The sequence below is a fragment of the Pantoea dispersa genome (assembly GCF_014155765.1).
GTDB lineage: Bacteria > Pseudomonadota > Gammaproteobacteria > Enterobacterales > Enterobacteriaceae > Pantoea > Pantoea dispersa.
Genome location: NZ_SCKT01000001.1, coordinates 207503 through 230914 on the forward strand (window position 1 = coordinate 207503; position 23412 = coordinate 230914).

Consider the following 23412-nt stretch of genomic DNA (forward strand, 5'->3'; position numbering starts at 1 on the left):
GAAGGAAAGTGATGGAACTTGTTCGATTACTCCTGGACCTGGTCCGGGTGATCCTGCAAATCATCGTTGCCCTTTTGCAACTGACCGGTCAGGCGCACTGACCGGAACTTGAAACAAGGCGGAGCTCACCCCTCCGCCTTTTTTCGTACGTCCGCGTCACGCGCCGGGCCGGCTTTGCTGTTGTATCGCCTGCCTGAGCGCCGCAACAAATACGCTGACGCGCGCCGGCAGGTGGCGCGTGGTGGGAAACAGCGCCCACACGCCCAGCATCTGCGGCTGCGCGTCCTCCAGCTCCAGCGCCACCAGTTCGCCGGATGCCAGCTCTTCCCGCACATCCCATTCGGATAGCTGCGCGATGCCGCTGCCGGCCACGCACAGCGCACGCACCCCTTCGACATTGCTGCCGCTAAAGCGGCCGTCAACACTCAGGCTGGAGAGATGACCGTCCACCATAAAACTCCACTGCACCACATTCGACAGGCGCAGACAGTGGTGTTGATGCAGATCCGCCAGATGACGCGGCGTGCCGAAGCGTTGCAGATAGCCCGGAGCCGCACACAGCCGGCGCGGGTTATCGGCCAGGCGGTGTGCCACCAGGCGGGAATCGCGCAGCGGGGCAATGCGAATCGCGACATCAAAGCCCAGCCCGACAATGTCCGTGACATCGTCGCTGAGCTGAAACTCAACGCGCAGACCGGGGTTTTGCTCCATCAGTGACGGCAGCAGCGGAATGATGGTGCGGCGGCCAAACCCCGTGGGCGCGGTGATGCGCAGCTGGCCGGTGGCGCCCTGTTTATCGGGCGCGAACAGGTTGCGTGCGCTCTGTTCGGTCTCGGCCAGCGTTCTGGCATAGGGAAGAAACTCTTCGCCTTCATCGGTAAGGGCAATGGCGCGCGTGGTGCGATGCAGCAGCCGTACGCCGAGATCTTCCTCCAGTGAGGCCAGCCGGCGCGACACGGTCATAGTGGTGGTGCCGAGCCGCCGCGCCGCCTGCGTCAGACTGCGGGTTTGTGACACCATCAGAAAAACATCAATATCCCGGGAATTCATTGTAACGGTTTCCGTTAAGCAGACGTATCATAATCGGTCATTTTTGCCACAATGGCGACTCACTATAATGGCTCCTGATGATAATTTATTTCAGAGCGCCAAATGTCCGACAATCACCTGTTTCAGAGCAGTACGCTTAACCACCTCGATTTAACCAATCGCCTGATGGTGGCACCGATGACGCGCATCTCCGCCAGCGTAGACGGTGTCCCGGGCGAGCGTATGCAGCAGTACTACACGCGTTTTGCCCGCGGTGGCTTTGGCGCGATAATCACCGAAGGTCTCTACATCGATGAAGCCTGGTCACAGACTTACGCTTTTCAGGCCGGGCTGGTCAATCGCCAGCAGATCGCCGGCTGGCGGGCCATCACCAACAGCGTGCACCAGCACGGCAGCAAAATCATTGCACAGCTGATGCACGCCGGTGCGATATCGCAGGGCAATATTTACCGGCGCGATACGCTGGCGCCTTCGGCGATCCCGCCACGTGGCGAACAACTGCGGTTTTACCATGGCCACGGCGCTTATCCGTTGCCGCGCGCCATGAGTGATGAACAGATTGAGCAGGTGATTGACGCCTTTGCTGACAGCGCGGCGCGCGCCATTGAGGCAGCCGGTTTTGACGGCATTGAAATTCACGCGGCCAACGGTTATCTGCTCGATCAGTTCTTTACCGATTACACCAACCAGCGCAGCGACCGCTGGGGCGGCGATATTATCGCAAGACTGACGCTGACGCGGGAGGTGATCGCCGCGGTGCGGCAGCGCATCGGTGCCAACGTCACGCTGGGCGTGCGGATTTCTCAGGGGAAAGTGAATGATTTTACGCATAAATGGCAGGAGGGCGCTGCCGGAGCGCGCCAGGTGTTTGCGCTGCTGGCTGACTCAGGTATCGATTATCTGCACCTGACCGAGCACGATGCGTTGCAGCCGGCGTTTGCGGACGCGACGGAGTCGTTGCTACAGCTGGCGCGCCAGGCTGCGCCACAGTTGCCGGTGGTGATCAACGGATCGCTGTCAGATGCCGAACGCGCCGGCATGGCGTTGTATCAGGGCGCAGATTATGTGGCGCTGGGCAAAAGCGCGCTAGCCAATCCGGACTGGCCACAGCGCGTTCGCCACGGCCAGCCGCTGCGCGCCTTCGATCAAAACCTGCTGGCACCGTCCGCGGATGTTAAAAACAGCGAGCTGGCATAACCGCCGTTTTCGGTCGCCATCCATGGCGACCCTGCCACAACGGTGAAAGACGCATGCCCGTGCACCAGCAACAATGGTGTGTGATTTTGTCGGGTGCGCATTGATGCGCACCTGGATAAACCCAACACTACCCAGCCCGCTTAACGTTTAAACGCCCAGCTCAGCTTACCGTTATCGGCGCTTAACTTGTTCAGCGCCTTCTGGTTCACCGCGTCTCTGGCACCGAGCGCCTGCGCCGTCAGCGGACCGCTATCACTCTGCGCAATCACCGTATCCTTCGGCACGCTCACCATCTTCTCCGCCACCTTTTTCACTGCTGCGGCGTAGCCGTCGCGATCGCGCAGGTTGAACGCTTTCAGCGGCAGTTCCCGGCTCAGCCACTGTCCCCAGAAGAACTCCAGGAACGGCGGCGGGTTGCCTGGCTTATCGAAGCCGATATCGCGCACAAAATAGATCAGCGAACGATACTCATCATCCTGCATATGCTGGCGACCCAGCTCCTGCGGCAGTGCTTCGGGGGCGATCTTACCGTTTGGCGTCTCCAGCCACACCAGATGTGCCGACGCCATTTTCTGCCAGAAAGCAGCCTGGCTTTTCAGCGGGCGGAAATCATCGGTAATGCGCACCTGCACCGGCGTTGACAGGCCGGCTATGTCAGCAAAGTTGCTGAACGTATGGTGGCCATCAGTCAGGTACAGTTGATTATCCGGGCCGATCACCGCGGTTTTCATCGGGCCGGGTTCGCTGCCGACCGGCGCCTTACAGCTGAAACTGGCCGGATCGCGCAGGGTGGAGCGCGGCGTGAAACTTTTCACCCCTTTTTGTCCCATACTTTCGCAATAGTCATCGAACAGCTTTTCCGGATCGGCCTGATAACGATGCTGCTTGTAATCCAGCTGGCGATAACCAATGGCGGCCTGAGTGGGATGCAGCTGCGCCAGTTCGACCTGCACAATTTCTCCGGCTTTGATGTCGGGCGGCAGGGCGGCAAAGGCGGGGGCGGTACTGAATAGCAAGGCTAATAACGGCAGGGACGCTTTCATTCCATTTTCTCCTGAAGATCTCCCGGTGGAGCAACACGATAGCATTCCTGTCATCTTCCCGCTCTAGTGTTGTGGCTCGCGGTTGCGTTGAGGCAACCACTCATCCAGACATCTGACCACAACGGAGCACCTGCTTTATGATTTCTGCCACACAGCATCCCGCTAAACTGCAACACACCGCGATCGATCCCAGCGTCCGTCTGCGCGACACGCAGATTGGCCAGCAGTGTGAAATTCTGGCGCACAGTTATCTGGAATACAGCGAACTGGGTGATTTTTCCTACCTTGGGGAACACTGCTGCGTGGCGGATGCGCAGATTGGCCGCTTCACGGCCATCGCCAATCAGGTGCGTATCGGGGCACCGAATCATCCGATGGATCGCGCCTCACAGCATCGCTTCACCTACTGCCCGGAGTATTACGACAGCCGCGCGCAGCGCGATGCCGGTTTCTTCGCCGGACGCCGTGCCGATCGGGTGATCATTGGTCACGATGTGTGGATCGGTCACGGCGTGATTGTCCTGCCTGGCGTGACGGTCGGTGACGGCGCCGTGCTGGCGGCCGGGGCGGTGGTGAGTAAAGATGTGCCGCCTTACACCATCGTCGGAGGTGTGCCGGCGAAACCGATTCGCGCCCGTTTCAGCGCCGATATCGCGGCGCAGCTGCAGGCGATTGCCTGGTGGAACTGGCCGCTGGAGAAGCTGATGGCGCACCTGGCGGATTTTCAGTCGCCGGATATCGCCGCCTTCTGCCAGCGGCACGGACGATAACGCTTACACAGCCTGCTGCGCGGCGGCTGGCGGCGCATCGGCTTGCAGGCGTTTCTCCGGCTGCAGCAGCGTCATGGCCAGCATGCTGCCAAAGGCGATACAGGCGGTGACGGTAAACATGGCGTTATAACCGTAGTACTGCGCCAGCCAGCCGCACAGCATCGGTGAAATGATCGACGCGAGGTTGGCGATGGCCAGTGTCATGCCGCTGAAGGTGCCGACCGATGCCTTCGGCGTCACGTCAATCACGACCGACCAGTAGACGTTATTCACCAGCGCATTGAGCGCGTTGCCGAGCGTCATCAGCGCGATAATGCCGGCAGCAGATCCGACCCAGGGAATGGCCATAAAGCAGCAGGCGGTGGCGCACAGCGTCACGGCGGCAAACAGGTTGCGCGCCAGCCGCAGATTGTTAAAGCGCGCCAGCAGGCGATCGGCGATGCGCCCGCCCAGCAGCACCGTCAGGCAGGCACCGCTCCACGGGATCATCGCCACATACCACAGCGAGTGCAGGTCATAGTGGAAATTATCCTGCAGATATTTCGGCAGCCAGGTCACCAGGGTAAAGGTGATGTAGAGGAAACTGAAATAGCCCAGCGCGTTGCACACCAGCGTGCGGCTGGTGAAGAAGCGCCACCACGGCAGCGCGCCTTCGTCCTGCGGCTGCTGGCGTTGCCCGGCAATGATCAGCTGACGCTCGACGGCATTGGCACGGGGATGCTGCTGTGGCGTATCAGTAAAGTGGCGGGCAAACAGCAGCATCGCCAGCAGTGAAAACGCGCCGAGCAGCATAAACATCATGCGCCAGTCGTTGGTGAGCAGCAGCAGTCCGACGGCAATCGGTGCGGTCAGCAGCGAGCCCACCTGGGTGCTCAGCAGGCCAATTCCCAGCGCGAAACCGCGTTCGTTATCCGGCGCCCAGTGGGCGATGGTTTTGTTCATCAACGCGTAGGCCGGCCCTTCGCTGAAGCCAAACAGCACGCGCAGTGCAGCAAACCCCATGATCGCCGAGCCGCCAAACAGCGCCATACCCAGCTCTCCGGCCCAGGCGGTGGCGATCTCCAGCAGCGACCACAGAATGCCAGCCATCAGCCAGACCTTTTTGGTGCCCAGCCGATCGGCAAGGAAGCCGCCGCACAGCGACCCGAACAGATAGCCAAAGCCAAAGTAGCCCAGCACGGCACCGAGCTGCACTTTACTGAAGTGAAATTCCTGCGAGATGGCGTTGGCGGCGAACGACAGCGCACCGCGGTCGATGTAGTTAATCAGTGCGATGAGAAACAGCAGCGAGAAAATGGTGTAGCGGGTTGAGGACGCTTTCATCATGCGACTCCTGAAAATGAACACAGGAATCATTAAGCAAAGGTAATGCCAGATTGCTAAGGCTGCTAACTAATTAGTGTCCGCTATGCCATAGTGCCCGCGCCGCCGCAGTGGGAACCATCGCGCTGGCTAATAAATAGTCGCTATCTGAGTGTGCTGCACCAAACCGATCGCCGGCACGATCGGTTACGGTGCGCTGCATCACACTACCGGCTGCGTGACCACCGCGGCACTGCGCAGTGGCTCCTGACCTAAACCGACGTGCAGCAGAATCTGGCTGCGGTAATGCGCATCCGCTTCCTGCTGTTCGTCACTCTGTAATAAACCGACCTCATTCACATTTTTCCCCGCGACCTGCACCTTAGTGCGTGCCGCGCTGCGCATCCACTCATACTCAATATCGATATGGCCGGTATCAATGCAGCGAATGCCGTGCTGACTGAGGTCGTAAGCCAGCACGGTTGCCGTCGGGCCAAGGGAGATCAATACCATGTCGAACTCGCGCGCGTGCGCCAGCACATTACTGTATAGCTCGTTATAAACCGAAAACGCGTTACGGTTGAGGGTGGTAATGCGCCGGATCTGCCGTGCGCCATCCAGCAGATCGTTACCGAGACCAAGGCGCGTGCCGCTACCCTCAACAATCAGAATTTTTTTATCATGAAACAGCTGTTTAAATTTGGCAAAAATACGTGCCGCCGGCTGTTTATCTTTATAATCATGATAAGGTCGCGTTACCGACGTATTACCATAGCGATAGCCTTTCTTTAATAAATGCTCATAGTGGCGAAAGAAAAACGCTTTATGAAAAAACCAGAATAGCGCTGAGCCAAAACGCATATTCCCGGTGCCGCGAAAGGCATCAGGCATACACAACAGACAGCGATTATCGCTCTGCGTGCCACGGCGCATGATCTCTTTCAGGCGAATGGAGAGGCGTTCATCAAAAGACTGAAAGCCTATATTCTTAAATAGCGTCATTTCCAGTTCCCCATCCCCATAGCGGCACACTGAGAGCCGGTCATCGCTGAGCAGCAGATCGATGGTCTGTTCTGCTGACAGGACCTGATATTGCCGGGCGTGCGCATTGGCCACGGGAAATTTAATGGCAGCATGTGTGAGTTTAAATGGAAAACGTAATTTGCGATAAAAAGCGTCTGCGCTAATCATAATAACCTTCTTTTTATAAGCGGCTTTGCCGCAGAGCAGTCAGATAATATATATCACCGATTAATTTGGCAGACAGGCTAAGGAAACTCTCAAAATAATAAATACGCTATTTCATTTATCAATGTCACCGCGCCGGAAAGACGCTATTTTTAGGGCAAAGCGCAGCGTTGCCTGCTTTTTTAGCATCAGGTTCTGACATGACCAGGACAAATCGCATTTGTACGCCACTAATCAATTAAATAATTTCACCAGAAATACATGCGCCGACAAATTGCAGGCTGCCCGGCAGCACGCCTGTCGCGCCTTGAGTCATATCGCACGCTGCGTTATCAAAAAATGCGGATTTTCCTGATGATTGATTAATTTCCTCCAACAAAATTGAAACGTGATTTCACTCACACTACGAGCGAAGCGGGGCGCAGCAGGAAGGAGCAGAGCTACATTGATAAGCGGCACTAACGACACGCCGCCAGGCAGATTTTTAACTAACGGTTACGTAAGTTAAGATTTTGTTGAGTTTATGTGTCTTTAGTTTGGGGTGGTTAATAATGATGAGCGTTGAGGGATTCGCATGATAAACAAACTGACCAGTCTCGTGCTGGCGATTCTGGGTGTTGCGCTGCTCTATATGGGCGGCAAGCTGCTGATGATGGGCGGCAGCGCATTTTACGCATTGATGGCGGTGGGATTACTGATCACCGCCATTTTACTGTTCCGCAATCAGCGCAGCGCGCTGAGCCTGTATGCGGTGCTGATGTGGATCACGCTGGCATGGATGATCTGGGAAGTCGGCTTCGACAAGTGGCAGTGGATCCCGCGCGGCGATCTGTTTGGCGTAATCGGCCTGTGGCTGGCGATGCCGTGGGTGGTCAAACCGCTGTATCAGGGACAGCGTCGCTTCCACGGCCTGCTCGGCAGCACGGTGGCCATCATGATTGTACTGGTGATTGGATTGTGCTTTTACGATCCGCTGCCGCAGGCCGGCACCATCACCAATGCGCGTGAACAAAACAGCGAGCAGGGCGCGAGCGCTGACTGGACCGCCTACGGCGGCACCGCCGACGGCCTGCGTTTCTCCGCCCTGAATCAGATCACCAAAGAGAACGTGCGCAATCTCGAAGTGGCCTGGACCTATCACACCGGCGATCTGCGTCAGGATAACGATGCCACCGAATACACCTTCGAAGCCACGCCGCTGAAAGCCAACGGCATGCTCTATTTCTGTACGCCGCACAATGAGGTCCACGCGCTCGATCCGCAGAGTGGTGCGGTGAAGTGGAAATACACGCCGGCGAAAGATCGTTCTTATCTGCAGCAGCATCAGACCTGCCGTGGCGTCAGCTATTACGCGGGCGCACCGGCTGCCGCACAGGACACGGCGGCGACGCCGGCGATGTGCCGCAAGCGCATCTTTAACGCCACCACTGACGCCCGGCTGATTGCGCTGGATGCCGACAGCGGCAAACCGTGCGCCGATTTTGGCAACAACGGAGTGGTGGATCTGCATGCCAATATGGGTGAGGTTCGTCCACACGCGTTGATGCAGACCGCCGCGCCGCTGGTCGCGGGCAATCTGGTGATTGTCGGCGGCTCGGTTATGGATAACGGCTTCAACAGCGGTAACCCCTCTGGCGTAATTCGCGCCTATGATGTGCAAAGTGGTCGTCTGGTGTGGAACTTTGATCCGGCTAATCCGCAAAATACCGCGCCGATTGCTGCTGGCCAGGCCTATCCGCAGGATACGCCGGTGGCCTGGGGTACGCTGAGCGCTGACCTGAAAAACGGCCTGGTGTATGTGCCGTTTGGCAACGCCTCGCCGGATGAACTGGGCATCGAGCGCGATGCCAATAGCAATACAGAGAAATTCCGTGATGCGTTAGTGGCGCTCGATCTGCAGACCGGTGCATTCAAATGGCGCTATCAGAGCTCCCATCACGATCTGTGGGACCGCGATAACCCGTCACAGCCGTCGCTGGTCGATATCGATTATCAGGGCCAGAAACAGCCGGTGGTGATCCTGCCGACCAAAACCGGCAACCTGTTTGTGCTCAATCGCCTGACCGGCCAGCCGGTTTATCCGGTTAACGACGTGAAGGTTTCGACGGAAGGCGGCGTGCCGGGCGAGAAATTCGCCGCCACCCAGCCGGTATCCAGTCTGAACTTTATTCCGCAGCCGCTGACTGAGAAGTCAATGTGGGGCATCACACCGTTTGATCAAATGGCCTGCCGTATGGATTTCCGTAGCCTGCGCTATGACGGCAATCCGTGGACGCCAGCCACAGAAGGCGGCTCGCTGGTGTTCCCGGGCAATATCGGGGTGTTTAACTGGGGATCGGTGGCGGTTGATCCGCAACGTCAGATGCTGATTGCCGCACCGGTGCGCCTCGCCTACAAATACAACCTGATCAAGCGTACGCCCGCCACGGCGACGGAGCGCCTGTTCACCAAAGATGGCCAGCCTTACTGGAACGAAAACTTCCACGGTGATTACGCCATCCACATCCAGCAGCTGGCCTCCGGTCTCGGCATTCCGTGCATTGCACCGCCGTGGGGCCGCATGGTCGGCGTGGATTTGAAAACCGGCAAAACCGAATGGCTGCGTCGCGTTGGCACCACGAAAAACCTGAAAACCAGCTTCCTGCCGGGCCGCTTCCCGATTGGCTTCCCGATGGGCATGGTGGCGCACGGCGGGCCACTGCTGACGGCCGGCGATCTGGTGTTCCACGGTGCGACCGCAGATAACTTCATTCGCGCCTATGACAGCACCACCGGCGAACTGCTGTGGCAGCAGGAGCTTAGCGCCGGCGCACAGGCGACACCATCCACTTACATGGGCAGCGACGGTAAGCAGTACGTGGTGATTGCCGCAGGCGGTCACGGTTCGCTCGGCACCAAAGCCGGCGACAGCGTGGTGGCGTTCCGTCTGAAATAATCCTGTTGATGCAAAAAAGGCGCCCGCGGGCGCCTTTTTTATATTTATAAATCAGCTCATTAACGCTTTGCGCGCTCGGTTTGCACCCGCTGGGCAATGCGATCGCCAATCGTCTGGTCGATGTTGCGCCAGTATTCAAACGCGCGCGACAGCACTGGCTCCTCCACGCCGTTGAGCAGATGACCGCTGACGTTATTTACCAGACGGTCACGTGCCGCCTCATCCAGCACTTTATTGACCAGCGTATTGGCCTGGCCAAAGTCATCATCATCCTGACGCAGCGTGTAGGGCGCGCGCACCATGTTGCCGTGCGCTTCCCAGGTGGAATCCGTCGGGTAGCGCTCGCCGTCTGCCACCGGACCGCCTTTCGAATTCGGCGCATAAACCGGATCGCTGACCGGATTGATGCGCATCGCGCCATCCTTGCTGTAGCTGTGCACCGGTGCCTGCGGGGCGTTGACCGGAATCTGCTTGTAGTTAACGCCAAGACGGGCGCGGTGGGCATCGGCATAGGCAAACACCCGGCCAATCAGCATTTTATCCGGGCTCAGCCCGATGCCGGGCACCAGGTTGTTTGGTTCAAACGCCGCCTGTTCAATCTGCGCGTGGTTGTCGGTCGGGTTACGATTCAGCATCAGTTTGCCGACTTTAATCAGCGGATAATCGCTGTGTGGCCAGACCTTGGTCAGATCAAACGGGTTGAAGCGGTAGGTTTCCGCCTCGGCGAACGGCATGATCTGCATGTACAGCGTCCAGCTGGGGAAATCACCATTTTTGATGGCGGTGAACAGATCGCGCGTGTGGTAATCACCGTCCTGGCCGGCCAGCAGATCGGCGTTATCCTGCGTCAGGAACTCCACACCCTGATCGGTTTTGAAGTGGTATTTAACCCAGAACTTTTCCCCGGAGGCGTTAACCCACATATAGGTATGGCTCGAGTAACCGTTCATGTGGCGCCAGCTTTTCGGAATGCCGCGGTCGCCCATCAGCCAGGTGACCTGGTGCGCCGACTCTGGCGACAGCGTCCAGAAATCCCACTGCATATCGTTATCGCGCAGATTGTTGTCGGCACGGCGCTTCTGCGAACGGATAAAGTGCTGGAACTTCATCGGGTCACGAATAAAGAACACCGGCGTGTTATTGCCCACCATGTCGTAGTTGCCTTCGCTGGTGTAAAACTTGATCGCGAAGCCGCGCGGATCGCGCCAGGTGTCCGGGCTGCCACGCTCGCCGGCCACGGTGGAGAAGCGCATTACCACATCGGTTTTGGTGCCGGGCTGAAAAACCGCCGCTTTGGTGTAACGGCTGACATCTTCTGTCACCTGAAAATAGCCAAACGCACCGCTGCCTTTGGCGTGCGGTTGACGCTCTGGAATACGTTCGCGGTTGAAGTTAGCCATCTGCTCAATCAGGTAGTGATCGTGCAGCATCAGCGGGCCGTCAGGACCGACGGACAAAGAGTGTTCGTCGCTGGCTACCGGAATGCCAGCATCCGTGGTGGTCGGCTTGCGATCGTCATTGCTCATAATATCTCCAGCTTTTGTAAGGATAATCCAACCACTAAGCGTAGCAGCGAGGCGCAGGCTTGCCCGAATAATTGCGCCGTCTCATCTGGCTGCCGCATTAAGCGATGCGGCACAGCTCGCAAATTTGTTTTTTATTTCTGCTGCAGGCTAAGCAGATTTTCCGTGCCGGTAAAAGCGCCATTCTGCGAATGGGATCGGAAAAGAAAAATTAATTCGCCAGTCTTTTAAGACAGGTCGCAAAGGATTTTTCCATTTAAGTAAAAACAGACATCGAATTAATCAATCATCTTATAACTTCATGTAAAATATCACTTTTTAATTTAATGATATTGATCAAAAAGAACCACAATCCGCTTATTTATGCTCTCGCTGCGTCAAAGGCAATCCCGTTGTAATTAATGAATGGACATAATAAGAGAGATAAATATGGTGATGCATAAGGCTAAAACCGCGCGCCTGGCGCTGGCTATCGCGGGGATGATGGTGGGTGGCAGTGCAGCGGCACAGTCATTAACGCTGGAGCAGCGTCTGGCCCAGCTGGAAGAGAAAATCGCGCGCGATGAGCAGCAGCAAAAGGAGGCGAGTGCCGGAACAACCAACACGTTCCGCTTTTCCGGCTACGCCCGTTCCGGCCTGCTGATTAATGATAAAGGGCGCGGTGGACGTGCCGGACCTGCTATTTCGCCTGCCAGTTCGATCGGCGGCGATGCGCATATTGGCCGGTTAGGTAATGAAAAAGATCACTACATCGAGCTGGGCTTTCATAACCAAACCCGGTTCAGTAATGGTTCGTGGGCCAATTTCAAAGCGCTGCTGGCAGATGGCTCATCCAGTCCGGACCCGTGGGTGCAGAATAACGACAATAATCTGAATATCCGCCAGGTGTATGTCGAAATGGGGGATCTGCCCAGCTTTGGGGGCGCCGCGCAACATGCCTCGCTGTGGGCAGGTAAACGCTTTGACGGCGACAATTTTGATCTGCACTTCACTGATACCGATATCGTCTTTCTTGGCGGCACCGGCGGCGGCATCAGCAACCTGCAATGGAACGAGCAATGGCGCAGCGATTTCTCCATTTATGGCCGCAGTTTTGGCGACCTGGGCAGCAGCCGCTACGACGATAACAACGTGCAAAACCTGCTGCTGACCTCGAACCAGTTTTACGGTAACTGGCAGTGGATGCTGACCGGCATGAGCGCAAACGGCAACGACGAGCTGAAAGGGCGCGCATCGACCACCGGCAGCTATGCGCTGCGCAGTGACGATACGGCAAAGCACGGCGTGTTTACCATGCTGGCCTGGCACGATAAAAACCGCTTCTACGGACTGGCACCGGGCAGCAGCACTCACGCCATTCAGTGGGGGAAAGGCCTGGGCGCAGAAACCCGGCAGATCGGTGGCGACGGCGACTTAACGCGCAACGCCAGCGCGCTGCGACTGGCCACTTTTGGCGTGATGCCACTGAGCGATAGCTGGTCGGTGGCCCCATCGCTGCTGGCGCAGCACAGCGAGGATCGCTACCGCAAAGGCGATCGCTATGACTGGGCAACCATCAACCTGCGCGCATCCCAGGCGATTACGGAAAACTTTGCGCTGCAATATGAAGCGTCGTGGCTGTATATGGACCTCAAACCCAATGGCCGCAGCTATCAGGATGGCGGCAGCATCGCGACGTACAACGCGGTGAAGGGCGATGTGTATAAGCTGACCTTTGCGCCAACGTTTAAAGTCGGCAACATCAACGACATGTTGGTGCGACCGGAGATTCGCCTGTTCGCGACCTGGATGAACTGGTCTAAAGCGCTGGACAACTATGCGCTGAACGATGATTTCGGCAGCGCGGGCTTTACCGCTGGCGGTAGCTGGAACTTTGGCGTACAGGCAGAAGTGTGGTTCTGAGATCGCACTTCGCGCTGACCGGCTGAAGGAAGGTTGCACGGTGCGAGGCGTTGAAAAATGCCTCGCACCGCATCCGACGAAGCCTGCCAGCCAGCGGTAAAGCTGCATTCCGTCACCGATTATGGCTATAGTGCAACGTACTGAACCTGAAGCGATAAGGAATCGTTGTGACCATTGCCTGCCTGCATACCGCCGCCAGTAATATTGCTATTTTTGATGACGCCGCGCAGTCGCTCGGCATTCCGCCTCAGCAAATCAGCCATCTGGTGATGCCACATCTGCTGGCAGAAGCAGAGCTCAGCGGTGGCATGACGCCGGCCCAGCAGAAGCGTCTGGAGCAGCTGTTACTCAGCCTGACGCCGTGGTTCGACGCGATACTGATTACCTGCTCTACCTTAGGCGCCGCCGCAGACAGCCTGCGCGATCCACAACAGCGCTGTGCGGTTTATCGCACTGACCGTATGCTGGCGGACGAAGTGCATCGCCGTGGCGCACCCGCGCTGGTGCTGTGTGCCGCGGAGTCTACGCTGCACAGTACGCGCCAGCTGTTTTGCCCGGAGAGTCTGGCACCTGACCAGCGTCCGCAAGTCAGGCTTATCCCGGATGCCTGGGCCGCATTCAAAGCTGGCCGGCTGGACGACTATTACACGCTGATCGCCGATGCGGTCGCTCAGGGACAGCAGCAGGGCGCGGTTCAGGTGGCGTTAGCGCAGGTGTCGATGGCCGGGGCCGCGTCGCGTTTTCCTGCGCCACAGCGGCCACTTACCAGCCCGCACCTGGCGCTCAGCTTCGTACTGCAGCAGGCTAAAGGCGCGGACGAAGGTCATTCAAAACCACTGATTTAAGGCAACAAAAAGCCCTACTGTTACGCAATTTTGCAGCCTTTATGATGGTCATCAGAACCTGATTTTTGAGGAAGCCACTGATGAACGTGATTAAAGCGCAGCGCGACCAGCTGTTTGAATACGGTCCCTTTACCATTCGCCGGCAGCGGCCGGGAGAACCACTGGGCGCGCTGGCGATTGTCGACCAGATGACGCTGAAGCCCGGCGCGGTGGTACCGATGCGCCGCCATCAGGATGATGAGATTTTCAGCTATGTCTGGCGCGGCTCGGTGCAGTACCGATGCGAGGAGGGAGAGACTCTCGCTCTCAACGGCAAACGCTCACTGCTGGTGAATGCGGGCAGTGGGGTACGTCATGAAGAGTCAGCACCGCTGATTGAAAGCGAAATGCTGCAGGCGTACATCCGCCCGGCATCCGGTGGCGGTGAAGGGCAGGTGCAGAGTGTGTACCGGGCAGAAGGGGCGGCACTTAACCAGTGGACGCTGCTGGCCGGTCCGCAGCACAGCGCGGCACCTTTGACGCTGCGTCAGGCCGTTTACATCTATGACGTCAGGCTGGATCGTGGCGCACAGATCGAGGTGCCGCATTTGCCGGGTTATGCCAGCTGGGTCACGGTGCTGGAGGGCATTGCACGCACCGGGGATGTGCGGCTGCAAAAAGGCGATGCGGTGAGCGATAGCGCTGCCTTGCCGGCTATCCACGGTGAACGCGACGCCCTGCTGGTCGCCTTTCTGGTGCAGCAGGATGCGCCTGCGGTGCTGAGCGGTACGCTAAGCGGCAGTTAAAACACCGGCTATGACACGGCTGGCACGCACCAAAGTGGCCAGTCGTGTCAGCGTGCCGCTGGCGATGTCACGCACTCAGGCGCTGCCGGCTCTGCAACTCAGCGCCCGATAACCATTATTTCGCGTGTGACACCTGTTCGTAGTAACCGATCTTCTCCACTTTGGCGGTCGAACCGCCACCTTCAAACTCGGATGCCAGCCAGGCGTTAACGATGTTTTTCGCCAGCTCCGGCCCAATTACGCGTGAGCCCATGGTCATGATCTGCGCATTGTTACTTTTGCGCGCGCGCTCGGCGGAGAAGGTGTCATGGCACTGCGCGGCGCGCACGCCTTCCACTTTATTGGCAACAATCGCGACGCCAATGCCGGTGCCACACAGCAAAATGCCGCGCTCAAACTGCTTTTGCTGCACCGCCGTAGCGAGCGCAAACGCCACGTCCGGATACATCGGGCGGTCATTTTGCGCGTCGTTACTGTAATCAGTTACCTGATAATCCTGCTCTTCCAGCAGCTTTTTAATGATGTTTTTCAAATCGATAGCCGCATCATCGGCACCAATAGCGATAGTTTTCATCACGTCTCTCCAGTGATACAGGGTCTGACACCTGCACATATGTTCGTCAGGTGATTAGATGTTCACTGACAGCCTGCCACAAAAACAAACATATGTTCAATACATGTTCATATGATTTAGCGATCGATTGCGCAAAATCTCGTGCCAACCCCTGCCAGTATGATCGCGCAGCGCCGCTCTGCTGCGAAAAATCCTGAAAACGCCACCGAAATCAAATCTCATGCGCACTGTCACACTTTCGCCAACTGCGCTTGAGGAGTGAGCAAATATCCGTGTAGTGTTCATTTGTTCGCATGACCCTATCCATGTACAAGAAGAACCATTGAGGACTCGAACATGTGTCATTTGCTTCTTACCTCGCATTTTGTCTGTCGCCAGCGCCGGTTTTGCGCCTGGCCAACACCGTCTCACTGCGCACGTTTCGGAGGTGCGTTATGAATCACTCTGCTGTCAGCGCGGTTGAGCAGACCGCAATCCGCAAAATCTCCTGGCGCCTGGTACCGTTTGTGGCGCTGATGTTCTTTATCAACTTCCTCGATCGCACCGCCATTTCCTTTGCCGGCCCAAACGGCATGACGCAGGACCTCGGCCTCAGTGCGCTGCAGTTTGGTCTCGCCTCCGGCATCTTCTTTATTGGTTACATCCTGCTGGAAGTGCCCAGCAACCTGGCGCTGCATAAGTTCGGCGCGCGGCGCTGGCTGGCGCGCATCATGATCAGCTGGGGCATCGTCTCGCTGCTGTTTACCTGGGTCAGCAGTGTCGAAGGGCTGTACACGCTGCGCCTGCTGCTGGGGATTGCCGAGGCCGGTTTCTTCCCGGGCGCCATCCTTTATCTCAGCCTGTGGGTGCCGGCGCGCCACCGCAGCAAAATTCTCTCGCTGTTCTACCTGGCACAACCGCTGACGGTGGTATTTGGCGCACCGCTGGCTGCCTCGCTGATTGAGCAGCACGGGCTGTTTGGCCTGGAGGGCTGGCGCGTAATGTTTATGGGCGTATCGCTGCCAGCAATCCTCATCGGGATTGTGGCGCTGTTCTGGCTGGTGGACTCGCCGCGTCAGGCGAAGTGGCTTAATGACGACGAGAAAAACTGGCTGATAGCCGAACTGGAAGCGGAACATCAGCACAAGCAGGGCCAGCACCCGCACAGCGTGCGTTCGGTGATGGGCAACAGCCGCGTGTGGATGCTGTGCCTGATCTACTTCGGCTTTATTTACGGCCTGTACGCGCTGGCGTTCTTCCTGCCGACCATTATCGCCGGCTTCCAGCAGCAGTTTGGCACCACCTTCAACGTGATGCAGAAAGGGCTGATCACCGGCGTGCCGTACCTGATCGCCGCCGTCGTGATGTTTTTCTGGTCGCGGGATGCCGCGCGGCGTGGCTGTAAAACCTGGCACATCGCGATTCCTGCGGTCGCGGGCGGCGTCAGCGTACCGCTGGCGCTCTACATGGATTCACCGTTTACCACCATCCTGGTGATCGCCGTAACGGCCAGCGCCATCTTCGCCGCGTTGCCCAATTTCTGGACGCTGCCGACGCAGTTCCTGACCGGCGCATCGGCAGCGGCGGCGATTGCGCTGATTAACACCCTGGGCAACGTGGCGGGTTTCTCCGCCGGTTACATCACCGGCGCACTGCATGATGCCACTCACAGTTATGTGTTACCGATGTTCGTGGTCGGCGGTTTTATGCTGCTCTCCGCTGTATTGATGCTGTTCCTCAATCGCCGTCGCGCGCAGCCTCTGCCAGCCTCATTTGTACAGGAGCAATAACATGACGTACCTGTTTAACCAGCCATCCGCGTTTGCCGCGGAACTGATCGAAGGCTTTGTGGCCGCCAACGCCGATAAAGTACGCCAGGTGAGCGGTGGCGTGGTGCGCAGCACGCGCAGCCAGCCGGATACCGTGGCGGTGATTGTCGGTGGCGGTTCCGGTCACTATCCCGCCTTTGCCGGATTGGTCGGCCAGGGCCTGGCGCACGGGGCGGCAATGGGCAATCTGTTCGCTTCGCCGTCGGCGCAGCAAATCTACAACGTCGCGCGCGCGGCGCATAACGGCGCGGGTGTGCTGTTGCTGTTTGGAAACTATGCCGGTGACGTGCTGCATTTTGGTCAGGCGTGCGAGCGGCTGCGCGCTGAAGGTATTGCCTGTGAGGTGCTGGCGGTAACGGATGATGTGTCCAGCGCCAGCCACGATGAGCGTCTGAAGCGACGCGGCGTCGCCGGCGATCTGTGTGTGTTTAAAGTGGCGGCGGCCGCGGCAGAAGCGGGTGACGATCTGGCTACGGTGCTGAAAAAAGCGCAGCACGCCAACGATCGCACCCGCACCTTCGGCGTGGCATTTTCCGGCTGCACGCTGCCGGGCGCTTCGCATCCGCTGTTTGAGGTAGAGAAAGGGCGCATGGCGCTCGGGCTGGGCATCCACGGTGAGCCGGGCATCAGCGAAACGGCGGTGCCGCGCGCCGACGAGCTGGCAGAAATCTTTGTCGACCGACTGCTGAGTGAGCGGCCAGCGGATGTGGCGCAGGTGGCGGGACAGCGCGTGGCGGTAATCCTCAACGGTCTCGGTTCAGTCAAGTATGAAGAGCTGTTTGTGGTGTATCGCCGCATCGCCCAGCTGCTGTCGGCGGCGCAGTTGCAGGTGGTGGAGCCGGATGTCGGCGAATTCGTCACCAGTTTTAACATGGCAGGCGTCTCGCTGACGCTGATGTGGCTCGATGATGAACTGGAAACGCTGTGGCGCGCGCCGGCCAATACGCCAGCCTACCGCAAAGGCAGCGTCCTGATTGCCGAGCCGCTCAGCGCCGCCGAGTGCGAAGAGATCCGTGAAGAGACGTTACCGCAGGCCAGCACTGCATCACAACACAGCGCACGGCGCGTTCTTGAACTGCTGGAAGCGGTGGCGGTGATGATTCAGCGTCATGCCGGCCAACTGGGCGACATTGATGCGGTAGCGGGCGACGGCGATCACGGCATTGGTATGGAGCGCGGCGTACTCGGCGCGGTGGAAAAGGCGCGTGAGGTGGCCGCGCGTGGCGCCGGCGCTGGCAGTCTGCTGTGTCGCGCCGCCGATGCCTGGGCGGATAAAGCGGGCGGCACGTCCGGAGCCCTGTGGGGCGTGGCACTGACCGCGCTCGGCACCGCGCTGGGCGACAGCGCGGCAGCGGATGCACCACGCGTCGCTGCCGGCGTCCGGGATGCCAAAGAGGGCATTATGCACTTCGGCAAAGCGCGCGTCGGTGATAAAACCATGGTTGACGTGCTGGTTCCGTTTAGCGACACGCTGAGCGCTGCGGTCGCGCAGGGCGCATCACTCACCGAAGCCTGGTTACGTGCGGCAGCGGTGGCGGAGCAGGCCGCGCAGGCCACCGCGCAGCTGGTACCGAAAGTGGGGCGTGCACGGCCGCTGGCAGAAAAAAGCGTTGGCACGCCGGACGCCGGTGCGGTTTCACTGGCGATGATCGTCAACACCGTTGGCAATCTGTTAAAAGAACACAGTGCATCTGAACAGGGAGCGTAATTATGGCTCAGCCTAAAATCTGGCTTGGCGTCAGCCTGAAAATGTATTTCGGCTATCAGCAAACGCTGGCGTGGTGTCGCGAGGTTGCGACGCTGGCGCGGCATCCGGCGGTGCAGCGCGGTGACGTCGGGCTGTTTGTGCTGCCTGCCTATCCGGCCATCCCGGCGGTGCGGGAGATTTTTGCCGGCACGCCGGTGCGCGTCGGCGCGCAGGACGTGTGTCAGGCGGAAAACGGCGCCTGGACCGGTGAGGTCAGCGCCAGCATGCTGCAGGAGCTGGGGTGCTCACTGGCAGAGATCGGTCACGCCGAACGCCGTCGCCATTTTCATGAAGATAAAACGCAGATTGCCGCCAAAGTGGCGATGGCGCTGCGTTATCGCCTGACCCCGGTGCTGTGCATCGGTGAACCGCAGCAGGGCACGCCTGAGCAGGCGATTGCGCTGTGTCAGCAGCAGCTGCAGGAGGCGCTGGCGGAGGCCGCGCAACACGCGCTCAGCGGTGAGGTGTTGTTTGCTTACGAACCGCAGTGGGCCATTGGCGCACCGCAGCCGGCGCCGGACAGCTACATCCGCGCGGTGTGCAGCGGGCTACAGCAGCTGACGACGCCAGACGGCATCACGCTGCGGGTGATTTACGGCGGCAGCGCCGGTCCGGGTCTGATTCAGCGCCTCGGCGGCGACGTCAACGGCCTGTTCCTCGGCCGCTTTGCCCACGATCCGCAGGCGCTGGCGCAAATCGTGCAGGAAGCCAGTGCGCTGGCTGAGGAGCTGCCGTCATGAGCCGCATCGGACTCAGTACCTATGCGTTTTTCTGGCGCATGTCGCCCCAGGTGCCACAGCCGCTCACGCTGGCGCAGATGCTGCAGCACACCGCCGATCTCGACGTGTCGGTATTTCAGATTTGCGACTACCCGGCGATTGAGCAGTGGTCAGATGAACAGCTGCTGGCGCTGCGTCAGCAGGCGGATGCGCTTGGCATCACGCTGGAGCTGGGCACGCGTGGTCTCGGCAGCGCGCATCTGCGCCGCTATCTGCATATCGCCGCTATTCTCGACGCGCGCGTGGTGCGCTCAATGTTCAACACCGCCGATCACCGGCCATCGCTGGATGAAGCGGCCAATCTGATTGCTGCCGTGCTGACGGATTTTGCCCGCCAGCAGGTGCGGCTGTGCCTGGAAACCTACGAGCAGGTCAGCAGCGCGGCGATGATGTCGGTGATCAACCGCTTTCTCTCGCCGTGGCTGTGCGTCTGTCTCGATCCGGCCAACTGCGTCGCCGGACTGGAACTGCAGGAGCAGGTGATCGCCAATACCGCTGCGCGCGTCGGCAATCTGCACATCAAAGATTTCGCCTTTACCCGCCGTGCCGGCTGGGTCGGTTTTACCCTGGCCGGCTGTCCGATGGGCGAAGGGAAGCTGGATTATGACCGGCTGATCGCCAGCGTGCGGCCAGCCGATCGCGACATCAACCAAATCATCGAACACTGGTTGCCGTGGCAGGACGATGCCGCGCAGACCTGCGCGCGGGAAGCTGAATGGACCCGCCGCGCCGTTGAATTCCTACGCAGTAAACAAGATCAGGAGTCGTTAACATGAGCAAGGCATTGAAAACCATCACCGTGATCGGCGCAGGCGGCAAAATGGGCATGCGTATTTCCGCTAATTTGCAGCACAGCGCTTATCAGGTGTTTTACTGCGAGAATTCACCGCAGGCGCAGCAGCAGGTGATTGCACAAGGACGCGAGCTGTCGGATGCCGCGTCGGTGGTGCCGCTGAGTGACGTGGTGATCCTCGCCGTGCCGGATATCGTACTGGGTAAAGTCTCGCAAAGCGTGGTGCCACAGATGCAAAGCGGTGCGGTGCTGCTGACGCTCGATCCGGCCGCGGCCTACGCCAACCTGATCGCCCAGCGTGACGGCATCGAATACGCGGTCGCGCACCCGTGCCATCCGTCGGTATTTCTTGCCCGCTACACCAAAGAGGAGCACGCCGATGCGTTTGGTGGCGTCGCTGCCGTTCAGCACGTCGCGGCAGCCTGGGAAAGCGGCAGCGCTGAGCAGAAGGCAGAGCTGAGTAAGGTGATTAGCGTGATGTACGGCCCGGTTGATCAGGTGCACTGGGTCACGGTGACGCAACTGGCGTATCTGGAACCGACGCTGGTCGAAACCGTCGCCTGCATGGTCGGTGCCTTCATGAAAGAGGCGCTGGATGAAACGGTAAAACACAGCGGCGTCCCGGAAGAGGCAGCGAAGGCCATGCTGTACGGTCATATTCAGATTGCGCTGGCGGTCGCTTTCCGCGCCACCAACCCGTTCTCGGATGCCTGCATGATCGCCATGGAGTATGGCCGCGAGAAGATCATCAAACCGGACTGGAAACAGATCTTCGATCAGCAAGAGCTGGATAAGGTTATTGCCCGCATGCTGAAAATTGACGCCATTCAGCGTTAAGCGTGACAGCAGCGGCGACTCGCGGCGTTGCTGGCTGGCGAAGCGAGTCGCATCAATGATATAACTCCCTGCTGAGCACTCCGCACGACGATACAAGACAGGTAACGGATGGAAAAAAACACGCTTTCTCAGGACTCCGAGCTGCTGACGGAAATTGCCGTCGCCTACTATCAGGACGAAATCACCCAGGAGGAGATTGCGCGTAAGTTTGGGATTTCCCGTATTAAGGTGGGGCGACTGCTGAAACGCGCGCGTGAAGAGGGCATCGTCGAGATCAATGTGCGCTACCATCCGGTGTTCAGTACGCGGCTGGAACAGCAGTTGCAGACGCGCTTTCCTCATCTGCAGCGCGCGCTGATTGCCCTCGATTCGCCAGACAGCGACGAGCAGCGGCGTCAGGTGGCGGCGCTGGTGTCGGCGCATCTCGCGCAGTCGCTGAAAGACAACGCCATTGTCGCCGTGGGTCAGGGGCGCAACGTGGCGGCCGTCGCCGATTATCCCGGTCAGGTGCCGACGCGCAACTGCCTGTTTATCAGCGGCATCGGCGGCACCCATCGTCCGGGGGATGCCATCAACGCGGACCACATCAGCCGCCGGCTGGCCAAAAAGTTTGGCGGCATCAGCGAAACCCTGTACGCCCCGGCTTACGTCGAAAACCGGGCGCTGCGCGACGCTTTCATGCAAAACGGCACCATCAAAGAGACGCTCGACCGCGCGCGCAAAGCGGATGTGGCACTGGTGGGCATCGGCGACATGAACGAAAACAGCTATATGGTGAAGCTCGGCTGGTTCACACCGCATGAGATCATTGATGCCAGCGTCAATCAGGGCGTGACCGGTGATGTGGCCGGCTATGATTTTTTTAATGCCCAGGGCCAGCACGTGGATACGGTGATGAACGACCGGGTAATTGGCCTGAGTATCGATGAGCTGCGTAAAATTCCCTGCGTGATTGCCATTGCCGCTGAAAACACCAAAGCCATGGCGATCCTCGGCGCGCTGCGCACCGGCGCTATCGACATCATTGCCACCACGGCGCAGAACATCCGCACCATTCTGAGCATGTCGCAGTAACGCATAAGCGCCTGCCCGGCGCGGCCTGCGGGTGCGCCGGGTGAGGGGGATTCTGCGCCAGGTCGCCGTCCATCACTCAACCGTCACGTCAGCGCCATAAATCTTTCATCCGCCTCAGCTAGCTTACCGCCATTCTGATTTCAGGACTGCGGATGCATGAGCCATCTCTCGCTGCAACACATCACCAAAACCTGGGGCGATAAAATCGCACTGCAGGATATCAGCTTCGACGTGGCGCAAGGCAGTTTCGTCGCACTGCTGGGGCCTTCAGGCTGCGGTAAATCGACGCTGTTGCGCACCCTCGCCGGGCTGGAAACGGCCGACAGCGGCCGCATTTATTTCAATCACACCGACGTCACGCCTCTGCCACCGGCGCAGCGCAATCTGTCGATGGTGTTTCAGTCTTACGCGCTGTTTCCTCACCTGAGCGTGCGGGAGAATCTGCTGTTTGGCCTGAAGGCGCGCGGTGAAGATAAGCAACAGTTTGCCGCCCGGCTGGCGCAGGTCAGCGCACTGCTTGAGCTGGAACCGCTGCTGGCGCGCCTGCCTTCACAGCTCTCCGGCGGCCAGCAGCAGCGCGTGGCGCTGGGCAGGGCGGTGATCGCCAACAATACTCTGTGTCTGATGGATGAGCCGTTATCCAACCTGGATGCCAAACTGCGCCAGAGCATGCGGCGCGAAATCCGCGCGCTGCAAAAGCAGCTCGGGCTGACCATGTTGTACGTCACCCACGATCAGACCGAAGCGATGAGCATGGCCGATCACATCATTCTGCTCAACGATGGCCGCATTGAGCAACACGGCACGCCAGACCAGCTCTACAACCAGCCGGCGAGCTGTTTTGCCGCGCAGTTTATTGGCGCACCGCCAATGAATATCCTGCCACTGCACAGCAAAGGCGCGCATCACTACCTCAGCCATCTCAGCACACCGCTGCTGAGCTATGCCGGCGAAACGGCGCTGAGTCTGGGCCTGCGCGCGGAGGATATCCAGCTGGTCGCCCCGCAGCAGGCCGCGCTGAGTGCGCGGGTAGTGAGCTACGAATACATGGGCGCGGACACGCTGCTGGTCTGTCGGTTGCCCGGCATCACGGAATCACTGACCGTCAAAGTGCCCGGCCTGCAGCGCTTCACGGATGACAGCCTGGTCGGCCTGCAGTGGTCCACCAGCCGGCAATACCTGTTTTCCACCACCAGCGGCCAGCGCTGTGTCGCTGCTGAACACCCGATGTTGCTCGCTGAGAAAAAATACGCTGTTTAA

At 58.9% G+C, this 23412-nt stretch carries 20 protein-coding genes; 13 read left to right on the top strand and 7 right to left on the bottom strand.

From position 1 onward, the window contains the following. Window positions 1-156: 156 nt before the first annotated feature. Window positions 157-1050, bottom strand: coding sequence for a LysR family transcriptional regulator (locus H7K56_RS01040; RefSeq protein ID WP_150360527.1), 894 nt, complete (start codon window positions 1048-1050; stop codon window positions 157-159). 102 nt (window positions 1051-1152) lie between these two features. Here H7K56_RS01040 and H7K56_RS01045 point away from each other — a divergent pair, with 102 nt between their 5' ends. Further along, entirely contained in the window at window positions 1153-2247 is a 1095-nt protein-coding gene (locus H7K56_RS01045) for an oxidoreductase (protein ID WP_150360526.1), read from the top strand. 140 nt (window positions 2248-2387) lie between these two features. Here the strand turns inward: H7K56_RS01045 and H7K56_RS01050 are convergent, their stop codons facing one another. Beyond that, the gene (locus H7K56_RS01050) at window positions 2388-3290 is read right to left on the bottom strand and encodes a ParB/Srx family N-terminal domain-containing protein (RefSeq protein ID WP_127834113.1); all 903 of its coding nucleotides are present in this window, start codon (window positions 3288-3290) and stop codon (window positions 2388-2390) included. Window positions 3291-3427: 137 nt separating this feature from the next. On the opposite strand from H7K56_RS01050, the gene H7K56_RS01055 reads away from it, so the two are divergent. Further along, window positions 3428-4060 (top strand): DapH/DapD/GlmU-related protein, encoded by a 633-nt coding sequence (locus H7K56_RS01055; RefSeq protein WP_127834112.1) that lies wholly within the window; start codon window positions 3428-3430, stop codon window positions 4058-4060. A 3-nt stretch (window positions 4061-4063) separates the two neighbouring features. Here H7K56_RS01055 and H7K56_RS01060 read toward each other — a convergent pair whose 3' ends face one another. From H7K56_RS01060 to H7K56_RS01070, 3 genes are all read right to left on the bottom strand, one after another. After that, a complete protein-coding gene (locus tag H7K56_RS01060; RefSeq protein ID WP_058769834.1) occupies window positions 4064-5383 on the bottom strand; it encodes an MFS transporter in 1320 nt (439 codons plus the stop codon). Window positions 5384-5584: 201 nt separating this feature from the next. Next, complete coding sequence (locus H7K56_RS01065) at window positions 5585-6553, bottom strand: GT-D fold domain-containing glycosyltransferase (RefSeq protein WP_150360525.1); 969 nt, start codon at window positions 6551-6553, stop codon at window positions 5585-5587. Between the two features lie 235 nt (window positions 6554-6788). After that, window positions 6789-6929 (bottom strand): hypothetical protein, encoded by a 141-nt coding sequence (locus H7K56_RS01070; RefSeq protein WP_170264747.1) that lies wholly within the window; start codon window positions 6927-6929, stop codon window positions 6789-6791. Between the two features lie 195 nt (window positions 6930-7124). Between H7K56_RS01070 and H7K56_RS01075 the strand changes: the two genes are divergently transcribed. Further along, window positions 7125-9485, top strand: a complete 2361-nt coding sequence (locus tag H7K56_RS01075; RefSeq protein ID WP_150360524.1) for a membrane-bound PQQ-dependent dehydrogenase, glucose/quinate/shikimate family — start codon at window positions 7125-7127, stop codon at window positions 9483-9485. A 59-nt stretch (window positions 9486-9544) separates the two neighbouring features. Here the strand turns inward: H7K56_RS01075 and H7K56_RS01080 are convergent, their stop codons facing one another. Next, window positions 9545-11011, bottom strand: a complete 1467-nt coding sequence (locus H7K56_RS01080; RefSeq protein WP_150360523.1) for a catalase — start codon at window positions 11009-11011, stop codon at window positions 9545-9547. A 477-nt stretch (window positions 11012-11488) separates the two neighbouring features. Here H7K56_RS01080 and H7K56_RS01085 point away from each other — a divergent pair, with 477 nt between their 5' ends. The 3 genes from H7K56_RS01085 (at window position 11489) to H7K56_RS01095 (ending at window position 14540) form a co-directional block, all read left to right on the top strand. After that, window positions 11489-12910 (top strand): carbohydrate porin, encoded by a 1422-nt coding sequence (locus H7K56_RS01085; RefSeq protein ID WP_375140406.1) that lies wholly within the window; start codon window positions 11489-11491, stop codon window positions 12908-12910. Between the two features lie 167 nt (window positions 12911-13077). After that, complete coding sequence (locus H7K56_RS01090; protein WP_150360522.1) at window positions 13078-13755, top strand: glutamate racemase; 678 nt, start codon at window positions 13078-13080, stop codon at window positions 13753-13755. A gap of 80 nt (window positions 13756-13835) precedes the next feature. Further along, window positions 13836-14540, top strand: a complete 705-nt coding sequence (locus H7K56_RS01095) for a pirin family protein (protein ID WP_150360521.1) — start codon at window positions 13836-13838, stop codon at window positions 14538-14540. A 115-nt stretch (window positions 14541-14655) separates the two neighbouring features. On the opposite strand, the gene H7K56_RS01100 is transcribed toward H7K56_RS01095, so the two are convergent. Next, window positions 14656-15114 (bottom strand): RpiB/LacA/LacB family sugar-phosphate isomerase, encoded by a 459-nt coding sequence (locus tag H7K56_RS01100; RefSeq protein ID WP_021506001.1) that lies wholly within the window; start codon window positions 15112-15114, stop codon window positions 14656-14658. A gap of 434 nt (window positions 15115-15548) precedes the next feature. Here H7K56_RS01100 and H7K56_RS01105 point away from each other — a divergent pair, with 434 nt between their 5' ends. The 7 genes from H7K56_RS01105 (at window position 15549) to H7K56_RS01135 (ending at window position 23412) form a co-directional block, all read left to right on the top strand. Further along, the gene (locus H7K56_RS01105; RefSeq protein WP_058774655.1) at window positions 15549-16883 is read left to right on the top strand and encodes an MFS transporter; all 1335 of its coding nucleotides are present in this window, start codon (window positions 15549-15551) and stop codon (window positions 16881-16883) included. Window position 16884: 1 nt separating this feature from the next. Further along, the gene (locus tag H7K56_RS01110; RefSeq protein ID WP_182688953.1) at window positions 16885-18630 is read left to right on the top strand and encodes a dihydroxyacetone kinase family protein; all 1746 of its coding nucleotides are present in this window, start codon (window positions 16885-16887) and stop codon (window positions 18628-18630) included. A gap of 2 nt (window positions 18631-18632) precedes the next feature. Next, entirely contained in the window at window positions 18633-19409 is a 777-nt protein-coding gene (locus H7K56_RS01115) for a triose-phosphate isomerase family protein (protein ID WP_150361860.1), read from the top strand. Beyond that, the gene (locus tag H7K56_RS01120) at window positions 19406-20224 is read left to right on the top strand and encodes a sugar phosphate isomerase/epimerase family protein (protein ID WP_150361861.1); all 819 of its coding nucleotides are present in this window, start codon (window positions 19406-19408) and stop codon (window positions 20222-20224) included. Before H7K56_RS01115 ends, H7K56_RS01120 begins: the two co-directional genes overlap by 4 nt. Beyond that, on the top strand, window positions 20221-21078 hold the full coding sequence (locus H7K56_RS01125; protein ID WP_021506006.1) for a phosphogluconate dehydrogenase C-terminal domain-containing protein: 858 nt from the start codon (window positions 20221-20223) through the stop codon (window positions 21076-21078). Before H7K56_RS01120 ends, H7K56_RS01125 begins: the two co-directional genes overlap by 4 nt. Before the next feature lie 108 nt (window positions 21079-21186). Further along, a complete protein-coding gene (locus tag H7K56_RS01130) occupies window positions 21187-22152 on the top strand; it encodes a sugar-binding transcriptional regulator (protein ID WP_021506007.1) in 966 nt (321 codons plus the stop codon). Window positions 22153-22308: 156 nt separating this feature from the next. Further along, window positions 22309-23412, top strand: coding sequence for an ABC transporter ATP-binding protein (locus H7K56_RS01135; protein ID WP_104092962.1), 1104 nt, complete (start codon window positions 22309-22311; stop codon window positions 23410-23412).